Annotated in this window: 18 protein-coding genes; 7 read left to right on the forward strand and 11 right to left on the reverse strand. The window is 66.1% G+C overall.

Annotated features, from left to right (window positions below; translation table 11 throughout):
- Positions 1 to 7: 7 nt before the first annotated feature.
- Positions 8 to 1348: a metalloprotease PmbA gene (pmbA, locus tag B8115_RS17765; protein WP_026038207.1), complete on the reverse strand. Its 1341-nt coding sequence runs from the start codon at positions 1346 to 1348 to the stop codon at positions 8 to 10.
- Between the two features lie 148 nt (positions 1349 to 1496).
- Here pmbA and yjgA point away from each other — a divergent pair, with 148 nt between their 5' ends.
- Positions 1497 to 2015: a ribosome biogenesis factor YjgA gene (gene yjgA / locus B8115_RS17770; protein WP_010629188.1), complete on the forward strand. Its 519-nt coding sequence runs from the start codon at positions 1497 to 1499 to the stop codon at positions 2013 to 2015.
- A 43-nt stretch (positions 2016 to 2058) separates the two neighbouring features.
- Here the strand turns inward: yjgA and tldD are convergent, their stop codons facing one another.
- The 7 genes from tldD to B8115_RS17805 all read right to left on the reverse strand — a co-directional run bounded on the left by tldD (position 2059) and on the right by B8115_RS17805 (position 11983).
- Positions 2059 to 3513, reverse strand: coding sequence for a metalloprotease TldD (gene tldD, locus B8115_RS17775; RefSeq protein ID WP_010629189.1), 1455 nt, complete (start codon positions 3511 to 3513; stop codon positions 2059 to 2061).
- On the reverse strand, positions 3510 to 7340 hold the full coding sequence (locus B8115_RS17780) for a YhdP family protein (protein WP_010629190.1): 3831 nt from the start codon (positions 7338 to 7340) through the stop codon (positions 3510 to 3512). Before B8115_RS17780 ends, tldD begins: the two co-directional genes overlap by 4 nt.
- 7 nt (positions 7341 to 7347) lie before the next feature.
- Positions 7348 to 8811 carry a ribonuclease G gene (rng, locus tag B8115_RS17785; RefSeq protein WP_010629191.1) on the reverse strand — a complete coding sequence of 488 codons (1464 nt, stop codon included), beginning with the start codon at positions 8809 to 8811 and terminating at the stop codon, positions 7348 to 7350.
- Between the two features lie 50 nt (positions 8812 to 8861).
- Positions 8862 to 9473 (reverse strand): nucleoside triphosphate pyrophosphatase, encoded by a 612-nt coding sequence (locus B8115_RS17790; protein WP_051004665.1) that lies wholly within the window; start codon positions 9471 to 9473, stop codon positions 8862 to 8864.
- Complete coding sequence (mreD, locus tag B8115_RS17795) at positions 9466 to 9957, reverse strand: rod shape-determining protein MreD (protein WP_010629193.1); 492 nt, start codon at positions 9955 to 9957, stop codon at positions 9466 to 9468. Before mreD ends, B8115_RS17790 begins: the two co-directional genes overlap by 8 nt.
- Positions 9957 to 10835, reverse strand: a complete 879-nt coding sequence (gene mreC / locus B8115_RS17800) for a rod shape-determining protein MreC (RefSeq protein WP_035591499.1) — start codon at positions 10833 to 10835, stop codon at positions 9957 to 9959. Before mreC ends, mreD begins: the two co-directional genes overlap by 1 nt.
- Positions 10836 to 10945: 110 nt before the next feature.
- Positions 10946 to 11983, reverse strand: coding sequence for a rod shape-determining protein (locus tag B8115_RS17805; RefSeq protein ID WP_010629195.1), 1038 nt, complete (start codon positions 11981 to 11983; stop codon positions 10946 to 10948).
- Positions 11984 to 12160: 177 nt separating this feature from the next.
- Between B8115_RS17805 and gatC the strand changes: the two genes are divergently transcribed.
- The 4 genes from gatC (at position 12161) to B8115_RS17825 (ending at position 16045) form a co-directional block, all read left to right on the forward strand.
- Positions 12161 to 12448, forward strand: coding sequence for an Asp-tRNA(Asn)/Glu-tRNA(Gln) amidotransferase subunit GatC (gene gatC / locus B8115_RS17810; RefSeq protein WP_010629196.1), 288 nt, complete (start codon positions 12161 to 12163; stop codon positions 12446 to 12448).
- An 81-nt stretch (positions 12449 to 12529) separates the two neighbouring features.
- Positions 12530 to 13990 carry an Asp-tRNA(Asn)/Glu-tRNA(Gln) amidotransferase subunit GatA gene (gene gatA / locus B8115_RS17815; protein WP_010629197.1) on the forward strand — a complete coding sequence of 487 codons (1461 nt, stop codon included), beginning with the start codon at positions 12530 to 12532 and terminating at the stop codon, positions 13988 to 13990.
- On the forward strand, positions 13990 to 15444 hold the full coding sequence (gene gatB / locus B8115_RS17820) for an Asp-tRNA(Asn)/Glu-tRNA(Gln) amidotransferase subunit GatB (protein ID WP_010629198.1): 1455 nt from the start codon (positions 13990 to 13992) through the stop codon (positions 15442 to 15444). The genes gatA and gatB overlap by 1 nt, the downstream gene beginning before the upstream one ends.
- 49 nt (positions 15445 to 15493) lie before the next feature.
- Positions 15494 to 16045: a cupin domain-containing protein gene (locus B8115_RS17825; RefSeq protein ID WP_010629199.1), complete on the forward strand. Its 552-nt coding sequence runs from the start codon at positions 15494 to 15496 to the stop codon at positions 16043 to 16045.
- A gap of 1 nt (position 16046) precedes the next feature.
- Here the strand turns inward: B8115_RS17825 and B8115_RS23445 are convergent, their stop codons facing one another.
- Positions 16047 to 16217 (reverse strand): DUF6435 family protein, encoded by a 171-nt coding sequence (locus tag B8115_RS23445; protein WP_010629200.1) that lies wholly within the window; start codon positions 16215 to 16217, stop codon positions 16047 to 16049.
- A 241-nt stretch (positions 16218 to 16458) separates the two neighbouring features.
- Between B8115_RS23445 and B8115_RS17830 the strand changes: the two genes are divergently transcribed.
- Complete coding sequence (locus tag B8115_RS17830) at positions 16459 to 18153, forward strand: methyl-accepting chemotaxis protein (RefSeq protein ID WP_010629201.1); 1695 nt, start codon at positions 16459 to 16461, stop codon at positions 18151 to 18153.
- Positions 18154 to 18175: 22 nt separating this feature from the next.
- Here the strand turns inward: B8115_RS17830 and rmuC are convergent, their stop codons facing one another.
- Positions 18176 to 19552 (reverse strand): DNA recombination protein RmuC, encoded by a 1377-nt coding sequence (gene rmuC, locus B8115_RS17835; RefSeq protein WP_010629202.1) that lies wholly within the window; start codon positions 19550 to 19552, stop codon positions 18176 to 18178.
- A gap of 167 nt (positions 19553 to 19719) precedes the next feature.
- Between rmuC and B8115_RS17840 the strand changes: the two genes are divergently transcribed.
- Positions 19720 to 20538 (forward strand): helix-turn-helix transcriptional regulator, encoded by an 819-nt coding sequence (locus B8115_RS17840; protein WP_010629203.1) that lies wholly within the window; start codon positions 19720 to 19722, stop codon positions 20536 to 20538.
- Positions 20539 to 20645: 107 nt separating this feature from the next.
- On the opposite strand, the gene B8115_RS23450 is transcribed toward B8115_RS17840, so the two are convergent.
- Positions 20646 to 20770 (reverse strand): aldehyde dehydrogenase family protein (locus B8115_RS23450; RefSeq protein ID WP_010629204.1); only part of this gene is annotated, 125 nt, incomplete at its 5' end.

Genomic DNA, 20770 nt, shown 5'->3' on the forward strand with positions numbered 1-20770 from the left:
AGGCGGCTCAGCCTCCGGCAACGGTCATCTCGTCGATCAGCCAGCTACCGGTGTGAATGCTGCCGCGGGTGTCGATGTCGCTGCCCACGGCCTGCAAGCCCTTGAACATCGCCTCGAGATTGCCGGCGATGGTGAACTCCTCGACCGGGTATTGGATCTCGCCGTTCTCGACCCAGAAGCCGGCCGCGCCGCGGGAGTAATCACCGGTCACGCCGTTCACCCCCTGCCCCATCAGCTCGGTCACCAGCACCCCACGTCCCATGCGGGCGAGCAGCTCCTCACGCGACGCCAACGGTGCCGCGATTCGCAGATTGCGGGCGCCTCCGGCATTGCCCGTGGTCTGCAGGCCCAGGCGCCGTGCGCTGTAGGCCGACAGCATGTAGCTGGCCAGACGCCCCTCTTCGATGAAAACGTTGTCGCGGGTCTGCACGCCGTCGTTGTCGAACGGGGAACTGGCCATGGCACCGCGCTCCATGGGCCGCTCGCCCAGCGTGAACCAGTCGGGAAACAGCCTGTCTCCCAACCGATCGCACAAAAACGACGCCTGACGATAGAGCGAACCGCCGGCGATGGAGCTCATCAAATGACCGACGAGACCGCTGGCGACGGTGGCATCGAACATCACCGGCAGGCGCCCGGTGGCGGGTCGACGCGCCCCCAGTCGCTGCAGGGTGCGCTCGGCTGCCTTCCTGCCCACTGCCCCGGCGTCCCGCAGCTCATGCGGATTGCGCGCACTGGTGTAGTCGTAGTCGCGCTGCATGCCGTTCGCGTCCTCGGCGATCAACATGCAGGAGAGCGAGTGACGGCTACCGCGCTGGCTGCCGAGAAAACCATGACTGTTGGCGTAGACCCTTACTCCTTCGCCACTGGAGAGCGAGGCGCCCTCCGATTGGCGTATGCCCGCCTCGGCGCGACCCGCTGCTTCGCAGGCCAGCGCCAGCTCGATGGCCTGTTCGGTGGTGAGCGGCCAGGGGTGGTGCACATCCAGGTCGGGCAGCTCGGTAGCCATCAGCTCGGCGTCGGCCAGCCCTGCCGCGGGGTCCTCACCGGTGTAGAGGGCAATGGCCATGGCCTTCTCCACGACCTCGCGGATCGACGCCTCGCCGGCATCGGTGGAGGAAGCGCTGCCCTTGTGGCCACGCAGGTAGACGGTAACGGCGATACCCTGGTCGCGGGAAAGTTCGACGGATTCCACCTCGCCTTCGCGCACGCTGATGCCGATACCCTGGTCGACGCTGGCCCCCATCTCACAGGCATCGGCTCCCAGGTGTCGCGCCAGCGCCAGCGCCTGCTCGGCACGCGACTCCAGCAGCGCCTGCTGGGCGGCGGCATCGAAAGCCTTGCTCATGTTCATCTCCCTCATCCACCGGCAGCGCCGGTATCCGTTCGTGTCTGTTCCCGCCGCGGCGCGACGGGCTGATATACTGCGGTCATTCGACCCTATTCATCACCCGATGGCCAGCCCGAGGCCGGCCCTCTCATCACTTGGATGCGGCATGACCCAGGACATTCCCACTCTCTCCGGCGAAAGCTCCGACGAACGGCCCAGCAAGTCTCAGCTCAAGCGCGAAATGCATGCGCTGCAGGCCCTGGGCGAACAGATCATCGCCATGACGCCGACCGAGCGCGCCCGCTTCCCGCTGTCCGAGGACATGCTTGCCGCCGTCGAGGAAACCTCCCGCATCCGCTCTCACGAAGGACGCCGGCGCCACATGCAGTACGTCGGCAAGCTGATGCGGCGCGAAGACCTCGAGGCGATCCAGGCGGTGTTCGACCAGATCGAACAGGAGCAACGTCATCGCGACCTGGCCTTCCATCGCCTCGAGAAGTGGCGCGACCGCCTCATCGAGGAGGGCGACGATGCCGTCGAGGCCTTCATCGAGGAGCATCCCGAGGTCGACCGTCAGGCCCTGCGCCAGCTGATCCGCAACGCCAAGAGCGAGCGTGAGCGGGGCAAACCCCCGGCCAATGCGCGCAAGCTGTTCCGACTCATCCGCGAGACAGCGGGGCTTTAAACCTCTCGCCGCTCGGGACTGGTCAGGCGGCAGGCACGTTCTTTCATGAAGCGGTGCCGCCGACGGTGAGCTCATCAAGCTTCAAGGTGGGCTGACCCACGCCCACCGGCACGCCCTGCCCCTCCTTGCCGCATACCCCGATGCCGGTGTCGAGTTCCAGATCGTGGCCGATCATCGATACCCGCCCCATCGCCTCCGGCCCGTTGCCGATCAGGGTCGCCCCCTTGACCGGCGCGGTGATTTTGCCGTCCTCGATCAGGTAGGCCTCGCTCGCCGAGAACACGAACTTGCCCGACGTGATGTCCACCTGGCCACCGCCGAAGCTGACCGCGTAGATACCGCGGCGGACGCTGGCGATGATCTCCGCCGGGTCGTCCTGACCGGCCAGCATGTAGGTGTTTGTCATACGCGGCATCGGCATGTGCGCGAACGACTCGCGACGGGCGTTGCCGGTGGGCTGCATGCCCATCAGTCGGGCGTTGAGCTTGTCCTGCATGTAGCCGGTGAGGATGCCATCTTCGATCAGCGGGGTGTACTGACCCGGCGTGCCTTCGTCGTCCACGCTCATGGAACCGCGGCGGTCGGCCAGGGTGGCATCGTCCACCACCGTGACCCCGGGGGCTGCCACACGCTGACCCAAGCGCCCGGCAAATGCCGAGCTGCCCTTGCGGTTGAAGTCACCCTCGAGACCATGGCCTACCGCTTCGTGCAACAGGATGCCGGGCCAGCCGGGTGCGAGCACCACCGGCATCTGTCCGGCGGGGGCGTCCACCGCCTCCAGATTCACCAAGGCCTGGCGTACCGCCTCCTTGGCAAAGCGTTCGGCGGCGCTATCGTCACGCAGACGGGACATGGCGTAGCGCCCACCGCCACCGGCGCTGCCGCGCTCGCGTCGGCCGTTCTTGACGGCGATGACGCTGACGTTGAAGCGCACCAGCGGGCGCACGTCCGCCGCCAGGGTGCCGTCGCTGGCACGTACCAGCACGACTTCGTGAACGCCGGTCAGGGAGGCGCTGACCTGGGTAATGGCGGGGTCGGCGGCGCGCGCCACACGGTCGGCCTGCTTGAGCAGCGCGATCTTGTCCTCGGCGGAGAGGCCCGCCAGCGGATCGACCGTGGCATAGCGCAGCTCTGCGCCGGTCGCGATGCGCGGCGCGAGCGACAGGCTGGCACCGCTGCGCACGATGCCGGACGCCGTGCGGCCAGTTTCCGCCAGGGCATCGGCGGTAATCTGGTTGGAATAGGCGAAGCCGGTCTTCTCGCCGGCCATGGCGCGCACACCCACGCCGCCGTCGATGTTGTAGCTCGCTTCCTTGACTTCACCATCCTCGAGCACCCAGCTTTCGTGCCAGCTGCGCTGAAAGTAGAGGTCGGCATAGTCGACGCCCGGCGTCAGCACATGGCCAAGGCCTGCGTCGAGCGCCTCGACGTCCAGTCCGCCGGGGTGCAACAGGATCTCCGCGGCGGTATCGAGCAGAGCGGATGAGGATGTCGTCATTCTGCGGTTTCCAAGGTGATGTCGGGCGAGGTCCAGGGACCACGCACGCGATAGTGAATTCGGGTGACTCGGTCGATGGCGCTGCCGAAGAGTCGGTCGGCGATGAAGAGCGCACCACCCACCACCGGCGCGCCGGCGATCACCGCCGCAAGCGGCAAACTGCTGCTGACGGGTACTGTGACGCCCAGGCGCTGGTCCAGTTCCCGACGCGAGAGGTCGACGGTACCCTCCAGCGTGAAGGAAGTGGCCGGGCCGTCGATCCTGATGGGGCCGGTCGTCTCCAGTACGCCTCCATACAGGGTAGCAGCCCCGATGACGTGATCGAAGGCCGTGCCCTGGCCAGTCACGTCGGAAAAGTCCATGCGCAGCCGTCGTACCAGGTTGTCGACGTTGAGTAGGCCCACCACTCGCGCCGTGGGAGACTCCAGGTTGACGAAGCGTCCATTACGCAGCTCCGCCTCGACGCTGCCACGCGAGCGAGCCAGGGCGAACTGCCAAGGCGGCCCCGGCCAGGCCAGTTGACTGCGTACGCGTGTCTCGTTGCTGCGAATCGAAACCGGCTGACCGAGCCGCTCCAGCGCCGTACCCAGGTCGCGCCCATCGAGATCGAGTCGTGAGCGGGTCAGGCTGTCGCCCGGACCGGCGGACTCCCAGACCACTTCTCCCCGCGCCGTGATCTGCCCCAAGGTGAGCCCCAGTGGCGCCACTCTGAGCCGCTGCGGCGAGCCCTCCCAATGAGCCGTGAGCGGGCCGATCACCCGTCCCTGATAGAGAATCTCCGCCAGTCGCAGGCGGCCGTTGGGCACCTCGCCGACCCAGCCAGGCAAAGGCGTCGGATCCGGCGGCACGTCCAGCTCCGCGAGAAGATTGCCGGCCTCTTGCGTCTCGGCGGGCAGCAGGCCGTCCAGCGTCAAGCGGTCGAGCGCGATATCCAGCGGTTCGGCAAGAGCGGGGCGATAATCGAGAGAGCCCTCGAGCAGATCCCCCCGCAGGGCGACACGCCAACCGCCGCCGGTATGCGGACGTGCATCGGCCGTCATCACGCCCAGGCAATCCTCCGGACCGACGAGACAGGCGGTCTCCACCCGCAGGCGACGCAGCGGCCCGGGGCCTTCACCGCCCCCTGGCGCCCCCCCATCGAGCAGCGGTGCCAGCGCCGTACCCCACTCCACCAGGTCGAGACGGGATTGGTATATCGTGCCCGACCAGCCCTCCTGATCGGGCCAACTGGGTGCATCGGGCAGTCGCCCAAGCCAGAACTGCCCCTGGCCCAGATCCGACCACGGCAGGCCGCGCCAGCGCAGACGGGCATCGCCACCCATTTCGGCCTCAACCCGCTGTTGATCGAGATCGGCTTCGATCCACAGCGTACGACTCTCGCCGGCCGCCTTGCCCAGCGGCGCCGGCAGGTCGATGGCGACACCCTGCAGGTTGCTGTCGAAGCGGAAGGTATTGCGCGTTTCGCCAAGCGTAAACCTTGCCCGCCAAGGCAGGCGCCCCGACACCCCATCAGCCAGGGCAGTGACATCGAAACGCTGCAGTACCCGGTCCACTTCGACGCCACCGTCTAGTGCGACGTAGCCTGCCAGCGTATCGATATCGGCATTGATCGGCCCGCCGAACAGGCGCCCTTCCAGGCGACCCTCGAGCCCACCCTCGTCGTCGCGCTGACGCCAGGCAAGCGGCCCCTTCACATCGCTGAGGGGCACTTCCAGCGGCAGGTAGACCAGCCGCTGCATGTCGACGTCGGTTTCGAGATCGAGTTGAAAGCCCTCCTCTTCGCCCAGCCTGGTGCTGAGCTCGATCCTGCCGCTGGCGCTCCCCTCCCCGCGCCAATCGTCGACCTGCTCGATGCCATCAACGGGAATGGCGCGCAGGTAGCGGCGCACGCCGTCGGCATCGGAGGTGAGGTCGCCGATCACATGCAGCACGTCGTCCTCTATGGCGACCCGCCCATTGTGGCCCAGGACTCCCAGGCTCTCAGCGTGATAGACCTCGGCATCGAGAGTGCCGATACCCGCGGTGAGCCGTCCTTCGAGGCCCTCGATAACAGGCCAGCGAGGGTCGAAGGGCAGCCGGCCCTCCTCTATCTCTAGATCCAGCTGCAAGCGCGGTTCGACACCGCTGCCGCCACGCCGGAGCGGCAGATGCAGCTTGAGCTCACCGGACGGTACACGGCCGGCCACCCCGGCAGCGAGCCAGGCATCGAGCTCTTCGCCCAGCACATCGGCGGGCAGCCAGTCCATCAGCGGACGCTCCAGGGCATCCGCATTGCGGAAGCGCAGGTCGAGCCCAAGGCCACCATGCACGCCACCGCCGATTGCCAGGCCGAAGCCTCCCTCCACTTCCGCTCCCTGCCAGCCGGCCTTGAGATCGCGACCGCTGACAAAAGTGCGTGGTCCTTCGTAGGTCCAGCGCACCTCGCCACTGGCATGGGAGAGCTCCATCGGCGCCGGATAGAGCTCTGGCACCTTGAACGTGGGGTCGCCGACACCGACGAACTCGATTCGCCCCGAGAGGTCCCGCGCTTCCACCCAGGCGTCGAGAGGCCCACCGCCCGGCACATCGTCCCAGGGCTCCACCTCAACCTGATGCAGCGCTGCCTGCGCCAGCCACTGCCCGTTATGCCGGCCCACGCCCAGTCCTGAGATCAGCCCGCGAGGCTCCAGGGCGTCGATGGTGCGCACCAGCCCCTCGGGCAACAGCACGCGCTCCTGCCAGGCGGCAAGCGACGCCAGCTCGAACTGACTGGTGGTCAGCCACCAGCCGTCACCATCGTGGCGTATGTGCCAGAAGTGCGGCAGCGCCGGCTGTTGCTCGTCTTCGAGCTCACGCGGCTCCGCCCAGTCGGCGGCTGAAGCGTCACCCTGCAGCCACGCCTCCCAGCCCTCGTCGTTGCGCAGCCACTGGCCGCGGGCCTTGAGCGGTTCCAGCACGATAGGTTCGTCGTCACGCCGCAGCACCAAACGCGGCACATCGATATCCAGCCTCGCATCGGCCAGCGCGCCACGATGCCAACGCCCCCAGAGAGTGACGTCGCCGCTGGCGTCCTCCAGGCGCAGAGGATCGTCGAGGGTGAACACCTCGACCAGATCGATCAACGTGTCGAGCTTCATGTCGGCCTGGAGGGCGGCACTGAAATCGCGGAACCCGGTGGGTCCGGGAAATACTTCGAGCACGGCCTGCAGGGTGGCCTCTTCCTGCCCCTCGAGATGCACTTCGCCCTCGAGATGGGCACGTCGCTCGTCGCCGGTGAGCAGCAAGCGCGGCGCGAACATGTCGACCCGTCGCTCGCGACCGTGCAACACCAGCCGCACGTCTTCCACCCAGGCGCGCTGGCGCAACAACAGCCCGACCCAGAAATCGAGCCGCTCGAGGTCGAACTCGCCTTCGAGGAGCTCAGGGGGGATCCTGGCCGGATCCGGCCAGTGCCAGCCGCCCTGCTCGTCCTGATAGAGATGAAGGGTAAGTCCGCTGAGGCGTGCATCCTCTACCACGGGTACGCCGGTACGCAGGCTGGCGGCCGTGTTCAGACGTAGCTGCGCCTGATCGACCTCAAGCAGCGGCAGGCCGGCCTCCCCCGGCTGTGTGCTCATGGTGAGACCGCCGCCCGTCATCACGGGGTCGAGTCGGGCCAGGGCAGCGTCGAACTCGCGCAGCTGTACCGTCGCTCCCGTGCGCGCCTCGAGCAGCCGCTCGACGCGTGGCGCTAGTTGGTCGACCTGGGAAAGCGCCAGCCGCAGCACTACCAGCAGCACCGCGACCAGGGCCAGCAGCACGGCCAGCAGAGTGAGACTCCAGCGGGCTACCTGACGTAAGGGATGCATCCGCCGCTCACATCAGCACGATGTCGTACTGCTCCTGGGAATAGTGCGCCTCGACCTGGAAACGAATCGTCTTGCCTATGAAGGCCTCCAGGTCGGCAACCGCCGCCGACTCCTCATCGAGCAGCCGATCCACCACCGGCTGAGATGCCAGCACCATGTAGGTTTCGGCGTTGTAGGCACGCTCCTCGCGAAGGATCTCGCGAAAGATTTCGTAGCACACCGTCTCGGCTGTCTTCAGGGTGCCCCGCCCACCGCAGGTGGGACACGACTCGCACAGGGTCTGCTCGAGGCTCTCCCGGGTGCGCTTGCGGGTCAACTGCACCAGCCCCAGTTCGGTGACCCCGGTGCACTTGGTCTTGGCGTGATCGCGCTCCAGCGCCTTCTCGAGTACCCGCAGCACCTGGCGCTGATGCTCCGGATCCTCCATGTCGATGAAGTCGATGATGATGATGCCGCCCAGGTTGCGCAGCCGCAGCTGACGGGCGATGGCGTTGGCCGCCTCGAGATTGGTCTTGAAGATGGTCTCTTCGAGATTGCGATGCCCCACGTAGCCGCCGGTATTGACGTCGATGGTGGTCATCGCCTCGGTCGGGTCGATCACCAGGTAGCCGCCCGATTTCAGCTGTACCTTGCGGCCCAGCGCCTTCTGGATCTCGTCCTCGACGCTGTAGAGGTCGAAGATGGGCCGCTCCCCGGGGTAGTACTCGATGCGTGCCGTGGAGTCGGGCATGAACTCCTCGGCAAACTCCAGCAGCTTGAGGTAATTCTCCCGCGAATCGATGCGCACCTTCTCGATCTCGTCGCGCATCAGGTCGCGCAGAGTGCGAATGAACAGCGGCAGATCGTCGTAGATCACGCTGGGTGCCGGTGCGGTCACCTTGCGCTCGCTGACCTTGCGCCACAGCCTCAGCAGGAAGTGCATGTCGGAGAAGAGCTCCTCCTTGCCCACGTTCTCCGCCGCCGTTCGCACGATGAAGCCGCCGGTGATCTCGATCTCCTGCTCTTGCTGGCAGAGTTCGAGCAGCTCGCGCAGGCGCTCCCGTTCACGCTCGTCCTCGATGCGCTGCGACACGCCGTGGTGCGGGGAGTCGGGCATATAGACCAGGTAGCGCGAAGGAACCGACAGATGGGTGGTAAGGCGTGCACCCTTGGAGCCGATGGGGTCCTTGGTGACCTGAACGACCAGCGCCTGCCCCTCGTGGAGCAACTGGCCGATGGTGGCCTGCTCCTCCGGTGGGGTGCCGGGCGGCATCACTTCATGGGCATGGATGAAGGCCGCACGGTCGAGGCCGATGTCGACGAAGGCCGCCTGCATGCCGGGGAGCACCCGCACCACGCGTCCCTTGTAGATGTTGCCGACGATGCCACGTCGGCGCGTACGCTCGATCAGCGCCTCCTGCAGCACGCCGTTTTCCACCACCGCCACGCGGGTTTCCATCGGCGTCAGGTTGATCAGTACTTCGCCGCTCATGCGGAAATCCTTGTCCAGTTCAATAGCCGCATTATGACATAGTGATACGGCTAGACAGCACCACACCAAAGCGGCACGTCCTGTCGTACCAGCAACTGTGCCGTTTCATAAAGGGGCAGCCCCACCACCGCGGAGTGGCTGCCTTCGATGCGCTCGACGAAGATCGACGCCAAGCCCTGAATGGCATAGCCGCCCGCCTTGTCAGCAGGTTCACCGGTCGCCCAGTAGGCCGCCATCTCGCTGTCGCCAATCTCGCGCATGAAAACCCGCGTCGCCACGCAGATCTCGAGCAATCCGGCCGGCCCCGTCACGGCCACGGCGGTGAGCACCTCGTGGGCGCGCCCCGATAGCAGACGCAGCATGGCCGCTGCCTCGGCCCTGTCGGCTGGCTTGCCGAGTATTCGCCCGTCGCAGACCACGGCGGTATCCGAACCCAGCGTCGGCAGTCGCGACTGCCGCCCGCCCGCCAATGCCTTCTCTCGGGCCAGGCGTGCCACATAGGCTTCGGCGAGCTCGCCAGGCAGCGGCGTCTCATCGATATCCACCGGCCGCACCTCGACGCCGACGCCGATGCTGGCCAGCAGTTCGCGGCGGCGCGGCGAGGCCGATGCCAGGCACAGCACGGCCGCTGCCTCGTGCCCTCCGGTCCGGTCCTCAGTCATGCCTGGCCAACCGGCGCTCGAAGGCCTGGAACATGGTGGCCAGCCATGGCCACAATGCCGCCCCGATGAGCGACGGAAGCAGGAAGGCCAAGTGCATCGAGAAGGGACCGAACAGGGTACGCAACCACTGCTCGACCAGTTGCACGAGCCCCAGCAGCACCAGGATCAGCAGCGCCTGCTGGACCAGGGAGTAGGTGCGGAACCGTGGATAGACCAGGGCGGCGAGGAAGGCCAGCAGCGACAGGGTCAGGGCATTCTGGCCCAGCGGGGCGCCTTCGATGAGATCGAGCAGAATGCCGAGCACGAAGCCGTGAAAGACCCCGACTCGGGCGGGGGCGGCCATGCACCAATAGATCAGCATCAGCCCCAGCCAGTCCGGTCGCCAGATCTGCCAGCCCTCGGCCAGCGGCATCACCTGAAGGCACAGCGCCAGCAGCAGGGTGAGCCAAATCCAGGGCAGCGCCGTGGTCGATCCGCTCGCCATCAGTTCGACTCCTCCGGCATGGCTTCGTCATCCAGCTCATCGGGCAGTTCGAGATCCCACATTTCGTCGTCAGGTACCGGCGCCGGATCGGGTGGGAACACCAGCAGGAAGTGGCGGGAGCGCTGCAGACGAGCGACCGGCTCGGCCGTCACCCGGGCAAAGGGCTGCCCCGGGTCGTGGACCACCTCGGTGACCCTGGCCACGGGATAGCCCGGCGGGAAGCGGTCCGCCAGCCCGGAGGTCACCAACAGGTCGCCCTCGCGGATGTCGGCCGTATCCGGCACGTGTATCACTCTCAGGGCATCGTACTGGCCGCTGCCCTGCAGCACGAAGCGCAGGCCGTTACGGTTGATCTGGATCGGCAGCGCATGGCTGGCATCGGCCACCATCAGCACCCGGCTGGAATAGGCCGACACCGCCGTCACCTGCCCCACCAGCCCCGAGGCATCCAATACCGGCTGCCCCACGTAGACCCCGTTGCGACGCCCGCGGTCGATCACCATCTGATGCGTGAACGGGTCGGAGTCGAGAGAGAGCAGTTCGGCGGTGATATAGGGAGCCTCCAGGCGAGCGGCGGCCCCCAGCAGCTCGCGCAGGCGCACGTTCTCGGCCGTCAGGCTCGACATGTGCTGGACCCGATGGGACAGATGCAGGATCTGCTCACGCAGGCGGCGGTTCTCCTCCACCAGCGCGCGCTGCTCGGAGAGCGCCAGCGAGCCCCAGGTGAGCACGTCGCTGGGCAGCGCGACGAGCCAATGAATTGGCGCCACGACGGTGGTGAGCTGAGCGCGCACCTCTTCCATGCGGGTGAAACGATGATCGACGAACATCAAGGCAGACGCGGCTACCACACACAGCAGCATGCGGTAGCCAGGCACATGACCGTGCGAGAACAGCGGTTTAATAGACGTTCCCCCCGCACCGGGCGCGGCACGTCCGGCCGCACCTGTTCATACGTCGATTCGCACTGGAAAACGGCCTTGCGGCGTCAGTCGCTCGAGAGCAGCTCGAAGGTGTGTCGGTCGATCATCTCGAGCGCCTTGCCGCCCCCGCGTGCCACGCAGGTCAGCGGATCCTCGGCGACGATGACCGGCAGCCCGGTCTCCTCGGAGATCAGCTTGTCCAGATCGCGCAGCAGGGCACCACCCCCGGTCAGCACCAGACCGCGCTCGGCGATGTCGGAGGCGAGCTCGGGCGGCGACTGCTCCAGCGCGCTCTTGACCGCGGCGACGATCGAGGAGAGCGTCTCCTGCAGGGCATCGAGGATCTCGTGGGAGTTCAGCGTGAAGCTGCGCGGGATGCCCTCGGCCAGGTTGCGGCCGCGCACGTCGATTTCGCGCAGCTCGCCGCCGGGGTAGGCACAGCCGATCTCTTCCTTGATGCGCTCGGCGGTGGCCTCGCCGATCAGGCTGCCGTAGTGGCGGCGCACGTAGGCGGAAATCGCCTCGTCGAAGCGGTCGCCACCGACTCGGATCGACTCGGAGTAGACCACACCGTTCAGCGAAATGATGGCGATCTCGGTGGTACCGCCACCGATGTCCACCACCATCGAGCCCTGGGCATCGTCCACCGGCAGGCCGGCGCCGATGGCAGCGGCCATGGGCTCCTCGATCAGGAACACTTCACGGGCACCGGCCCCTTCCGCAGACTCCTTGATCGCCCGGCGCTCGACCTGGGTCGACATGCAGGGTACGCAGACCAGCACCCTCGGGCTCGGCGTCAGGAAAGTGCTCTGGTGCACCTTGCGAATGAAGTGCTGGAGCATCTGCTCGGTAACGGTGAAGTCGGCAATCACGCCGTCCTTCATCGGGCGAATCGCAGTGATGTTGCCCGGCGTGCGGCCCAGCATGCGCTTGGCATCGGCGCCAACCGCGGCCACGCTGCGCATGTTACCGGATTGGCGAATGGCCACTACGGACGGCTCATCGAGCACGATGCCGCGACCGCGAACGTAAATCAGTGTATTGGCCGTACCCAGATCGATGGAAAGATCGCTGGAGAACAGCCCCCTCAAGCGTTTGAACATGGACGTCGTTACCTAGTGCAGACCGGGACCAGTGCGGATGCAAACGGTATCATCGCCGCCTCAGTGCAGCAAGCGACATAGGCCGCTCCAGATGCGAGAAGAGTGCCCGCCATGGCTCGAATATGGTACCTTTTCCCGCTGTTCATAACACTCCATCCGTGCGAGGACACTCAGCTCATGGCGCTTGAACACGCAGACGTGCAGCGGGCCGCTCATCTGGCCCGGCTCGGCCTGACCGACGACGAGGCCGCCCGCTACGTGGACGACCTAGGCCGTATTCTCGAGATGGTCGACATGCTCCAGGCACTCGACACCGAAGGGGTCGCCCCGCTGGCCCATCCGCTCGACGTCACTCAGCGCCTGCGCGCCGACGAAGTCACCGAGCGCGACCAGCGCAGCCGCTTCCAGCAGTGCGCTCCGGCCGTGGAAAACGGGCTCTACCTGGTTCCTCGCGTCGTCGAGTGATCCCGGCCGCCATTCAGGCAGCGCCAACCGGCGCAGCATTCGCCTCTCTTTCAACGGCACGCTTTCATGGAGCCATGCCGCATGCATGACAAGACCCTTGCCGAACTGACCCGTTCGCTCGACGCCGGCGACTTTTCCAGCCGCGAACTGACTCAGCACCTGCTCGGCCGTATCGACCGTCTCGACGGCGAGCTGAACAGCTTCATCACCGTCACCCACGAGCAGGCCCTGGCCGCCGCCGATGCCGCCGACGCCGCCCGTGCCGCGGGCAAGGCCGGTACGCTCACCGGCCTGCCGCTGGCGCTGAAGGACATCTTCTGCACCCAGGACGTGAAGACCACCGCCGGCTCGCGGATGCTCGACAGCTTCATCGCCCCCTACGACGCCACCGTGGTCGAGAAGCTCAAAGCCGCCGGAACCGTCAGCCTGGGCAAGACCAACATGGATGAGTTCGCCATGGGCTCCTCCAACGAGAACAGCCACTACGGCCCGGTGAAGAACCCCTGGGACTTCAGCGCCGTGCCGGGCGGATCGTCCGGCGGCAGCGCCGCTGCTGTGGCGGCGGGCTTGGTGCCGGCCGCGATCGGCACCGATACCGGCGGCTCGATTCGTCAGCCCGCGGCCTTCTGCGGCATCACCGGGCTCAAGCCCACCTACGGCCGGGTGTCGCGCTACGGCATGATCGCCTACGCCTCGAGCCTCGACCAGGCCGGCCCCATGGCCCGTAGCGCCGAGGACTGCGCCCTGCTGCTCAACGCCATGGCCGGCCACGACCTGCGCGACTCCACCTGCGTGCAGCGCGGCGTGCCCGACTACACCGAAGAGCTCGGCACTGCGCTTTCCGGCCTCAAGATCGGCCTGCCCAGCGAGTACTTCGGCGACGGCCTCGATCCGCAGGTGGAAGCTGCCGTGCGCGAGGCGATCAAGGTCTTCGAAGCGCTCGGCGCCAGCGTGCGCGAGGTGAGCCTGCCGCACACCCACTACGCGATTCCGGCCTACTACGTCATCGCCCCGGCGGAAGCCTCGTCGAACCTGTCGCGTTACGACGGCGTACGCTTCGGCCATCGCTGCGCCAACCCAGTGGATCTGATCGATCTGTACAAGCGCAGCCGCGCCGAGGGCTTCGGCGACGAGGTCAAGCGCCGCATCCTGATCGGCACCCACACCCTCTCCGAGGGTTTCTTCGACGCCTACTACAAGAAGGCCCAGCAAGTGCGCCGGCTGATCCGTCAGGACTTCCTCGACGCCTTCGAGGAGGTCGACGTCCTGATGGGCCCCGCCTCGCCCACCCCGGCCTTCGATCTCGGCGCCAACAAGGACCCGGTGTCGATGTACCTGCAGGACATCTACACCATCGCCATCAACCTCGCCGGGATCCCCGGCATGAGCGTGCCGGCCGGCTTCGCCGGCAAGCGCCCGGTGGGGCTGCAGATCCTCGGCAGCCATTTCACCGAGTCGCGGCTGCTCAACGTCGCCCACCAGTTTCAGCTGGCCACCGACTGGCACCGTCAACGCCCCGCGCTCGCCGAGGAGAACACCTGATGCAATGGGAAACCGTGATCGGGCTGGAGGTTCACGTCCAGCTCGCCACTCGCTCGAAGATTTTTTCCGGCGCCTCCACTGCCTTCGGCGCCGAACCCAACACCCAGGCCTGCGCCGTCGACCTGGGACTGCCGGGCGTGCTGCCGGTGCTCAACGAGGCAGCCGTGGCCATGGCGGTCAAGTTCGGCCTGGCGATTCACGCCGAGATCCCCGAAGTGTCGGTGTTCGACCGCAAGAACTACTTCTACCCCGACCTGCCCAAGGGCTACCAGACCAGCCAGATGTACCAGCCCATCGTCGGCGCCGGAGAGGTCGAGATCACCCTCGAGGACGGCACCACCAAGCCGATTCGCGTGCACCACGCACACCTGGAGGAGGATGCCGGCAAGTCGCTGCACGAGGACTTCCACGGCATGACCGGCGTTGACCTCAACCGCGCCGGCACGCCGCTGCTGGAAATCGTCTCCGAGCCTGACATGCGTTCGGCGAAAGAGGCCGCCGCCTATCTCAAGGCGATCCACTCCATCGTCACCTACCTCGGCATCTCCGACGGCAACATGGCCGAGGGCTCGATGCGCTGCGACGTCAACGTCTCGGTTCGGCCCAAGGGCCAGGAAGCCTTCGGCACCCGGGCCGAGATCAAGAACGTCAACTCGTTCCGCTTCGTCGAGCGCGCCATCGCCTTCGAGGTGGAGCGGCAGATCGAGCTGCTCGAGGATGGCGGCAAGGTGGTGCAGGAGACGCGCCTGTTCGACCCCGAGCGCGACGAGACCCGCAGCATGCGCACCAAGGAGGAAGCCAACGACTATCGCTACTTCCCCTGCCCCGACCTGCTGCCGGTAGTGCTCGACAAGGCCTATATCGACCATTTGCGCGACAACCTGCCGGAGCTGCCGGCCGAGAAGCGCGCCCGCTTCGAGAACGAGCTGGGCCTCTCGGCCTACGATGCCAGCGTGCTTTCCGCCACCCGCGAGATGGCGGACTATTTCGAAGAAGTGAAAGACGTCTGCCTGGATGCCAAGCAGGCCGCCAACTGGGTGCAGGGTGAGCTTGCAGGTGCCTTGAATCGTGAGAATCTCTCGATCGCCAATAGCCCCGTATCGGCTCGTCAGCTAGGTGAACTGGTAGCTCGCGTGATCGACGACACCATCAACGGCAAGGCCGCCAAGCAGGTATTCCAGGCACTGTGGAACGGCCAGGGCGCTAGTGCCGACGACATCATCGAGGCCCAGGGGCTCAAGCAGGTCACCGACACCGGCGCCATCGAGGCGATGATCGATCAGGTGATCGCCGACAGCCCGGCCCAGGTGGCCCAGTATCGCGACGCCGAGCCGGACAAGCGCGGCAAGATGATCGGTTACTTCGTCGGCCAGGTGATGAAGGCCTCGCGCGGGACCGCCAATCCGCAACAGGTCAACGAGCTGCTCAGGCAGAAGCTCGACGCCCTCTGCTGAGGCATGGCGGGCGGCGCCTCGGCGCCGCCCGCGGGATTAGGAGATCGGCATGTCGGACGACGTCGGCGCACGCCTGCGCGCCCTGCGCACCCTGCGCGGCATTTCCCAGCGCGAGCTGGCCAAGCGCTGCGGAGTCACCCATTCCAGCCTGTCGCTGATCGAACAGGGCAAGGTGAGCCCTTCGGTCAGCTCGCTGAAGAAGATCCTCGATGCCATCCCCATCAGCGTGGGCGACTTCTTCACCATGGACATGGAGAGCCGCGACCAGGTCTTCTACGGCGCCGACGAGCTGGCCGACGTGGGCAGCGGCGAGGTCGTCTACAAGCTGGTCGGCGCCAACCGCGCCAGTCGGGCGCTGGCGTTCATGATCGAGACCTACCCGCCCGGCGCCGATACCGGGCGCGAGATGATCGCCCACCAGGGCGAGGAAGCCGGCGTGGTGCTGGAGGGCACGATAGAGATCACCATCGGCCCCGAAACCCGCCTGCTCGGCCCGGGCGAAGCCTATTACTTCGACACCAACGTGCCCCACCGCTTCCGCAATCCCGGCAGCGAGCCCTGTCGTCTGGTGAGCTGCTGCACCCCGGCCCGGACCTTCTGAATCAACCGCGCTTCAAACGCTCGATCTCCAAGCGCAGGGCCTCGGCCTGCTCCGTCAGCGCCGCGTTGGCGCGCATGTCACCGTTGCGGGACGCCAGCATCGCCTCCTCGAGCTTGCGCTCATAGGCCTTTTGCAGTCGTTTGGTGGGATCTCGCCGAAAGATATCGAACATAGGGTTTCTCCTTCCTCAGGGTTTTGTACAACTTTTCGCGGCCGAAACGCGACCTCACGCGCCCAAATCCTGCTTTCTACACGCCACAGCTAGCAGATCGGTAGCCCAAGCAGTGCTTTTTTCGACGGCAGGCTAAAATTAAATTCATTTGTACAGTCATTGTACAAGTTTTAAGATTCGCGTGTCTTCCACTCTCGCTTCCACCGGGAGTGGCTCAAAACCAGAATAAGGAATGCATGCCATGGGACTCTCGGCCAGCCTCGCCCGCCTGGGGATACGTAGTCGCCTGTTCGTTGGATTCTCCGCCGTGCTCGCCTTGATCGTACTGCTCACCGCCATCGGTATCGTGCAGGTGAACCGTATCGATCACAGCCTCACCACCATCAACGACGTCAATGGCACCAAGCAGCGCCACGCCATCGACTGGCGCGGCAGCGTGCATGACCGCGCGATCCTGCTGCGCGACATGACCCTGGTCGAATCACCCGCCGCGCTGGCAACCCTCGAGCGCGACTACCGTACGCTGGCCGACGACTACCAGCGCGCCGCCAGCGGCATGACGACCGCCATTCAGCTCAGCGCCTCCTCCCGCGAACGCGAGCTGCTGGCGGCCATCGAGCGCCAGGCCGATACGACGCAACGACTGGCGGCCCAGGTAATGGAGCGTCGCGCACAGAGTGACATCGTCGGCGCAAGGGAAATCCTGCTGAGCGAGGCCGGCCCGGCCTTCTTTTCCTGGCTCGACCGCATCAACGACTTCATCGACCACCAGGAAGCCGAGAGCGCAGCCGATACTGCACTGGCCCGCGACACCGCCTCCGGCTTCCAGATGCTGATGCTGGCCCTGTGCCTGGCGGCCTTGGCGGCAGGGGGCACCATCGCCTACCTGCTGGCTCGCCAGCTACTGCGCGAGCTCGGCGCCGAGCCCCACGAGGTGAAAGCCTTCGCCGAGGCGATCGGCCGCGGCGAACTGGCCACCAGCGGCCGACTGCGCAGCGGTGACCGCAGCAGCATCATGGCATCGCAGGTGGAAATGGCGCGTCAGCTGCAGGCCATCGTGACCCAGGTTCGCGGCGCTGCCGAAGCCGTGGCCAGCAACAGCGAGCAGATCGCCGAGGGCAACACCGACCTCGCCTCGCGCACCCAGCAGCAGGCCAGCGCCCTGACCCAGACCGCCTCGGCGATGGAAGAGTTGAACGGCACCGTGGTGCAGAACAGCGAGAATGCAGGTCAGGCCAGCCGTGAGGCCGAGAATGCCTCGCACACGGCACGCCAGGGTGGCGTGGCGGTAGAGCAGATGACGGCTACCATGAACGAGCTCGACAAGAGCGCCGGAGAGATCGCCAGCATCATCTCGACCATCGACGACATCGCGTTTCAAACCAACATCCTGGCGCTCAACGCCTCGGTGGAGGCGGCACGCGCCGGCGAGCATGGCCGCGGCTTCGCCGTGGTCGCCGCCGAGGTCCGCAAGCTGGCTCAGAAGAGCGCCGACGCCGCCAGCGAGATCAACGAACTCATCACCAGTAACGTGGAACGCGTGAAGAGCGGTAACGCTCGAGCTGCCGAGGCGCGTCAGGCCACCGAAGAGATCGTCGAAGCCATCGCGAGAGTCAGCCAGTTGATGCGGGAAATCAGTCAAGCCAGCGTCGAGCAGAGTGCCGGCGTGCAGGAAGCCGGCACGGCCGTGGCCGAGATGGACAGGGTCACCCAGCAGAACGCCACGCTGGTGGGAGAGAGCGCCACGGCAGCCGACAATCTGCGCCAGCATGCCCGTCAGCTGATGAACGCCATGGCCGCCTTCCAACTGCCGAGCACTGCTCGCGCCGATGGCCAAAGTGTGCAGCACGGCGAGATGCTTACGGCGCCCCGGCCCATCATGCGCCAGCTGCAGCTTGCCACCGCGGAGCGCCAGCCGGAGTGGGCCAACTTCTAGGCCCCCACTTGGCTGGGAACCCCTAGCCTCGTCCGCCCCCGTCCGGCAGCGCCTGGCGGGGGCGCGCAGTCTCGAGCTCGAGGCCGGCCCGCTCGACCAGCTCGGCGGGCAGCTCCTTCTTCACCGCCACTCCCAGCTCCTGGAATTCGGCAGCCTGCTTGATCAAGTTGCCCCGTCCGTTGACCAGTTGCCCCATGGCGCGATCGTAACTGTCGCGAGCGCCGTCGAGCTTCGCCTGCACCTCCTGCATGCTTTCGAGAAACAGCCGCAGCTTGTTATAGAACCGCTCGGCGCGATTGGCCAGCTCGGCGCTGTGACGGCTCTGGTCCTCGAAGCGCCACAATTGACGCACCACGTTGAGGCTGGTCAGCAGCGTGGTGGGAGTGGCCACCAGCACATTGTGCTCGATGGCCCGCTGGTAAAGGGTCTCGTCGTGCTTGAGCGCTTCTACGTAAGCCGACTCCACCGGGATGAACATGATCACCACATCCGGCGAGTTGATGCCCGGCAGGTCGTAGTACTGCTTGTCGGCCAACTCGGCGATGCGCTCACCCACTGCCTTGGCATGAGCCGCCAGGGCCTGCCCTCTCTCCACCTCGTCCTCGGCGTTTACGTAGCGCACATAGGCGGCAAGCGAGGTCTTGGCATCGATCACCAGGTGGCGTCCCTGAGGCAGATAGACCACCGCGTCGGGCCGGCGCCGACCCTCCGCCGTGGTAAAGCTCACCTCGCGCTGGTAATCCTTGCCGGGACGCAGCCCGGAACCCTCCAGCACGTTCTCCAGCATCAGCTCGCCCCAGTTGCCCTGCACCTTCTTCTGCCCTTGCAACGCCTGTGTCAGGCGCTCGGCCTGATCGGTGATCTCGCGGTTGAGCGTCTGCAGGTGGCGCAGCTCGGTACGCAGCCCGGCACGCTGCTCGGTGTCGTGGCGGTGAATTGTCTCGACCTTCTCGCGAAAGCCCTTCATCTCGGCCTGGATCGGCTGTAGCAGACCGCTGATGCGCTGCTGGGAAAGCTCGGAGAAGGCACGCCCCTTGCGCTCGAGAATCTCGTTGGCCAGGTTCTCGAACTCCTGGCGCAGCTGCTCGCGACTGTCGCGCAACAAAGCCAGCTGGGCTTCGAAGTGCTGCTGTTTCTGCTCCAGGGTAGTGGCCAGCCGTGCTTCGCTCACCTGCACCTCGCCGAGCCTGTGTTTTGCGTCATCGAGCTGCTTCTCACGCTCGGCCAGTCGATCGCGCAAGTCGGTCAAGGCGGTTTCGTGCCGCACCGCCTCGACACGCTGGCGCCGGGCGGCGAGCCAGCCGGCCAGACCGAAGGCGAGCAGGAACGTCACCAGCACCGTGAGCGCCATGGCGTAGCCAAGGGGCAGCGAGGCCAGCAACGTGACGAGGTCGGTCAAAGGGTATTCTCCTGCTGCAGCATCAAGGCGATAGACCCGAAGTCTCCCCAAAACCGTGCGCCTTGTCACGGCTTGCGCTCATATCGGTTTCTTGCAACTGCCGACATGCAGGTATCAACGCAGGGTCATGCTATCGTGAAAGCTCGGCACTACTGACGCACCTACCCATGCTCGACTTCCTTGCCCGCCCCGAAAGCCATGCCTGGCATCAACAGCTGGCTCGCCTGCTGCGTACGGCAGCGGCCCCCGATTTCCCTGCCAGGCTCGACCAAGCGCTGCGCGAGCAGGTGGGTCACGATACGGTGCTTATCAATGCCTATCGCGGCCGTCGACGACCGCTGCTGATCCATGACAACTACCCACCGCATCGCCATGAGCAGGGCATCGAGCGATACCTGAGCAAGGCCTATCTGCTCGACCCCTTCTTCACGGCGGTGAGCGATGGCCTGGATCATGGCGCCCATCGCCTGCGCGAACTCGCCCCGGATCGCTTCGAAGCCAGCGAGTACTATGACCACTACTACCGCGCTCTCGGCCTGGCGGATGAAGTCGGCATCTTCTGCCGAGTCGACGCGGAGGTGGTGATCGCCGTGTCGCTGGGCTTCGGCACGAAGTCGCCGCCGTTGACCCGCCGCACCCTGCAGGCCTTGCGCCACCTCTCTCCCATGCTGGAAGCGCTGCTGAACGAGTACTGGAAATGGCAGGGAGGCAAATTCCAGCAGCGCCTGGCGGAGCAGGAGCCGGTGGAAGCCGCACTCGCCAGCTTCGGCGCTGCGGTGTTGACGGCAAGAGAACAGGAGATCGTGCGCCTGCTGCTGGCCGGCCATTCGACGAAATCGGCCGCCCGGGAGCTCGATATCAGCGACGGCACGGTCAAGGTACACCGCAAGCACATCTACCAGCGCCTGGAGGTATCCAGCCAGTCGCAGCTGTTCCGCCTGTTTCTCGATCACGTGGCCCTGGTGTCCCGCCAGCAGGCGGTATGAGACGCGTAAATACGAGACGCGAAAAAAAGCCGGCGCCCCAGGCATGGGGAGCCGGCAAGTCGAGGAATCTCTAAAAGGTGGTGTCGAGACCCTCTCGTAGTGGGCCCTCAGAGCGAAAGCGACATCCACACGCTCTTCAGTTCCGAATACTCCTCCAGGCTGTGCAGCGACTTGTCACGCCCATTGCCCGACTGCTTGACCCCACCGAAGGGCATGGTCTGGTCGCCACCCG

This window comes from Halomonas sp. KM-1 (genome assembly GCF_000246875.1).
Lineage (GTDB): Bacteria > Pseudomonadota > Gammaproteobacteria > Pseudomonadales > Halomonadaceae > Halomonas > Halomonas aerodenitrificans.

Coding starts and splice junctions, on each gene's coding strand:
- pmbA (WP_026038207.1), bottom strand. CDS start 1,348: ATGAGCAAGGCTTTCGATGCCGCCGCCCAGCAGGCGCTGCTGGAGTCG.
- yjgA (WP_010629188.1), top strand. CDS start 1,497: ATGACCCAGGACATTCCCACTCTCTCCGGCGAAAGCTCCGACGAACGG.
- tldD (WP_010629189.1), bottom strand. CDS start 3,513: ATGACGACATCCTCATCCGCTCTGCTCGATACCGCCGCGGAGATCCTG.
- B8115_RS17780 (WP_010629190.1), bottom strand. CDS start 7,340: ATGCATCCCTTACGTCAGGTAGCCCGCTGGAGTCTCACTCTGCTGGCC.
- rng (WP_010629191.1), bottom strand. CDS start 8,811: ATGAGCGGCGAAGTACTGATCAACCTGACGCCGATGGAAACCCGCGTG.
- B8115_RS17790 (WP_051004665.1), bottom strand. CDS start 9,473: ATGACTGAGGACCGGACCGGAGGGCACGAGGCAGCGGCCGTGCTGTGC.
- mreD (WP_010629193.1), bottom strand. CDS start 9,957: ATGGCGAGCGGATCGACCACGGCGCTGCCCTGGATTTGGCTCACCCTG.
- B8115_RS17805 (WP_010629195.1), bottom strand. CDS start 11,983: ATGTTCAAACGCTTGAGGGGGCTGTTCTCCAGCGATCTTTCCATCGAT.
- gatC (WP_010629196.1), top strand. CDS start 12,161: ATGGCGCTTGAACACGCAGACGTGCAGCGGGCCGCTCATCTGGCCCGG.
- gatA (WP_010629197.1), top strand. CDS start 12,530: ATGCATGACAAGACCCTTGCCGAACTGACCCGTTCGCTCGACGCCGGC.
- gatB (WP_010629198.1), top strand. CDS start 13,990: ATGCAATGGGAAACCGTGATCGGGCTGGAGGTTCACGTCCAGCTCGCC.
- B8115_RS17825 (WP_010629199.1), top strand. CDS start 15,494: ATGTCGGACGACGTCGGCGCACGCCTGCGCGCCCTGCGCACCCTGCGC.
- B8115_RS23445 (WP_010629200.1), bottom strand. CDS start 16,217: ATGTTCGATATCTTTCGGCGAGATCCCACCAAACGACTGCAAAAGGCC.
- B8115_RS17830 (WP_010629201.1), top strand. CDS start 16,459: ATGGGACTCTCGGCCAGCCTCGCCCGCCTGGGGATACGTAGTCGCCTG.
- B8115_RS17840 (WP_010629203.1), top strand. CDS start 19,720: ATGCTCGACTTCCTTGCCCGCCCCGAAAGCCATGCCTGGCATCAACAG.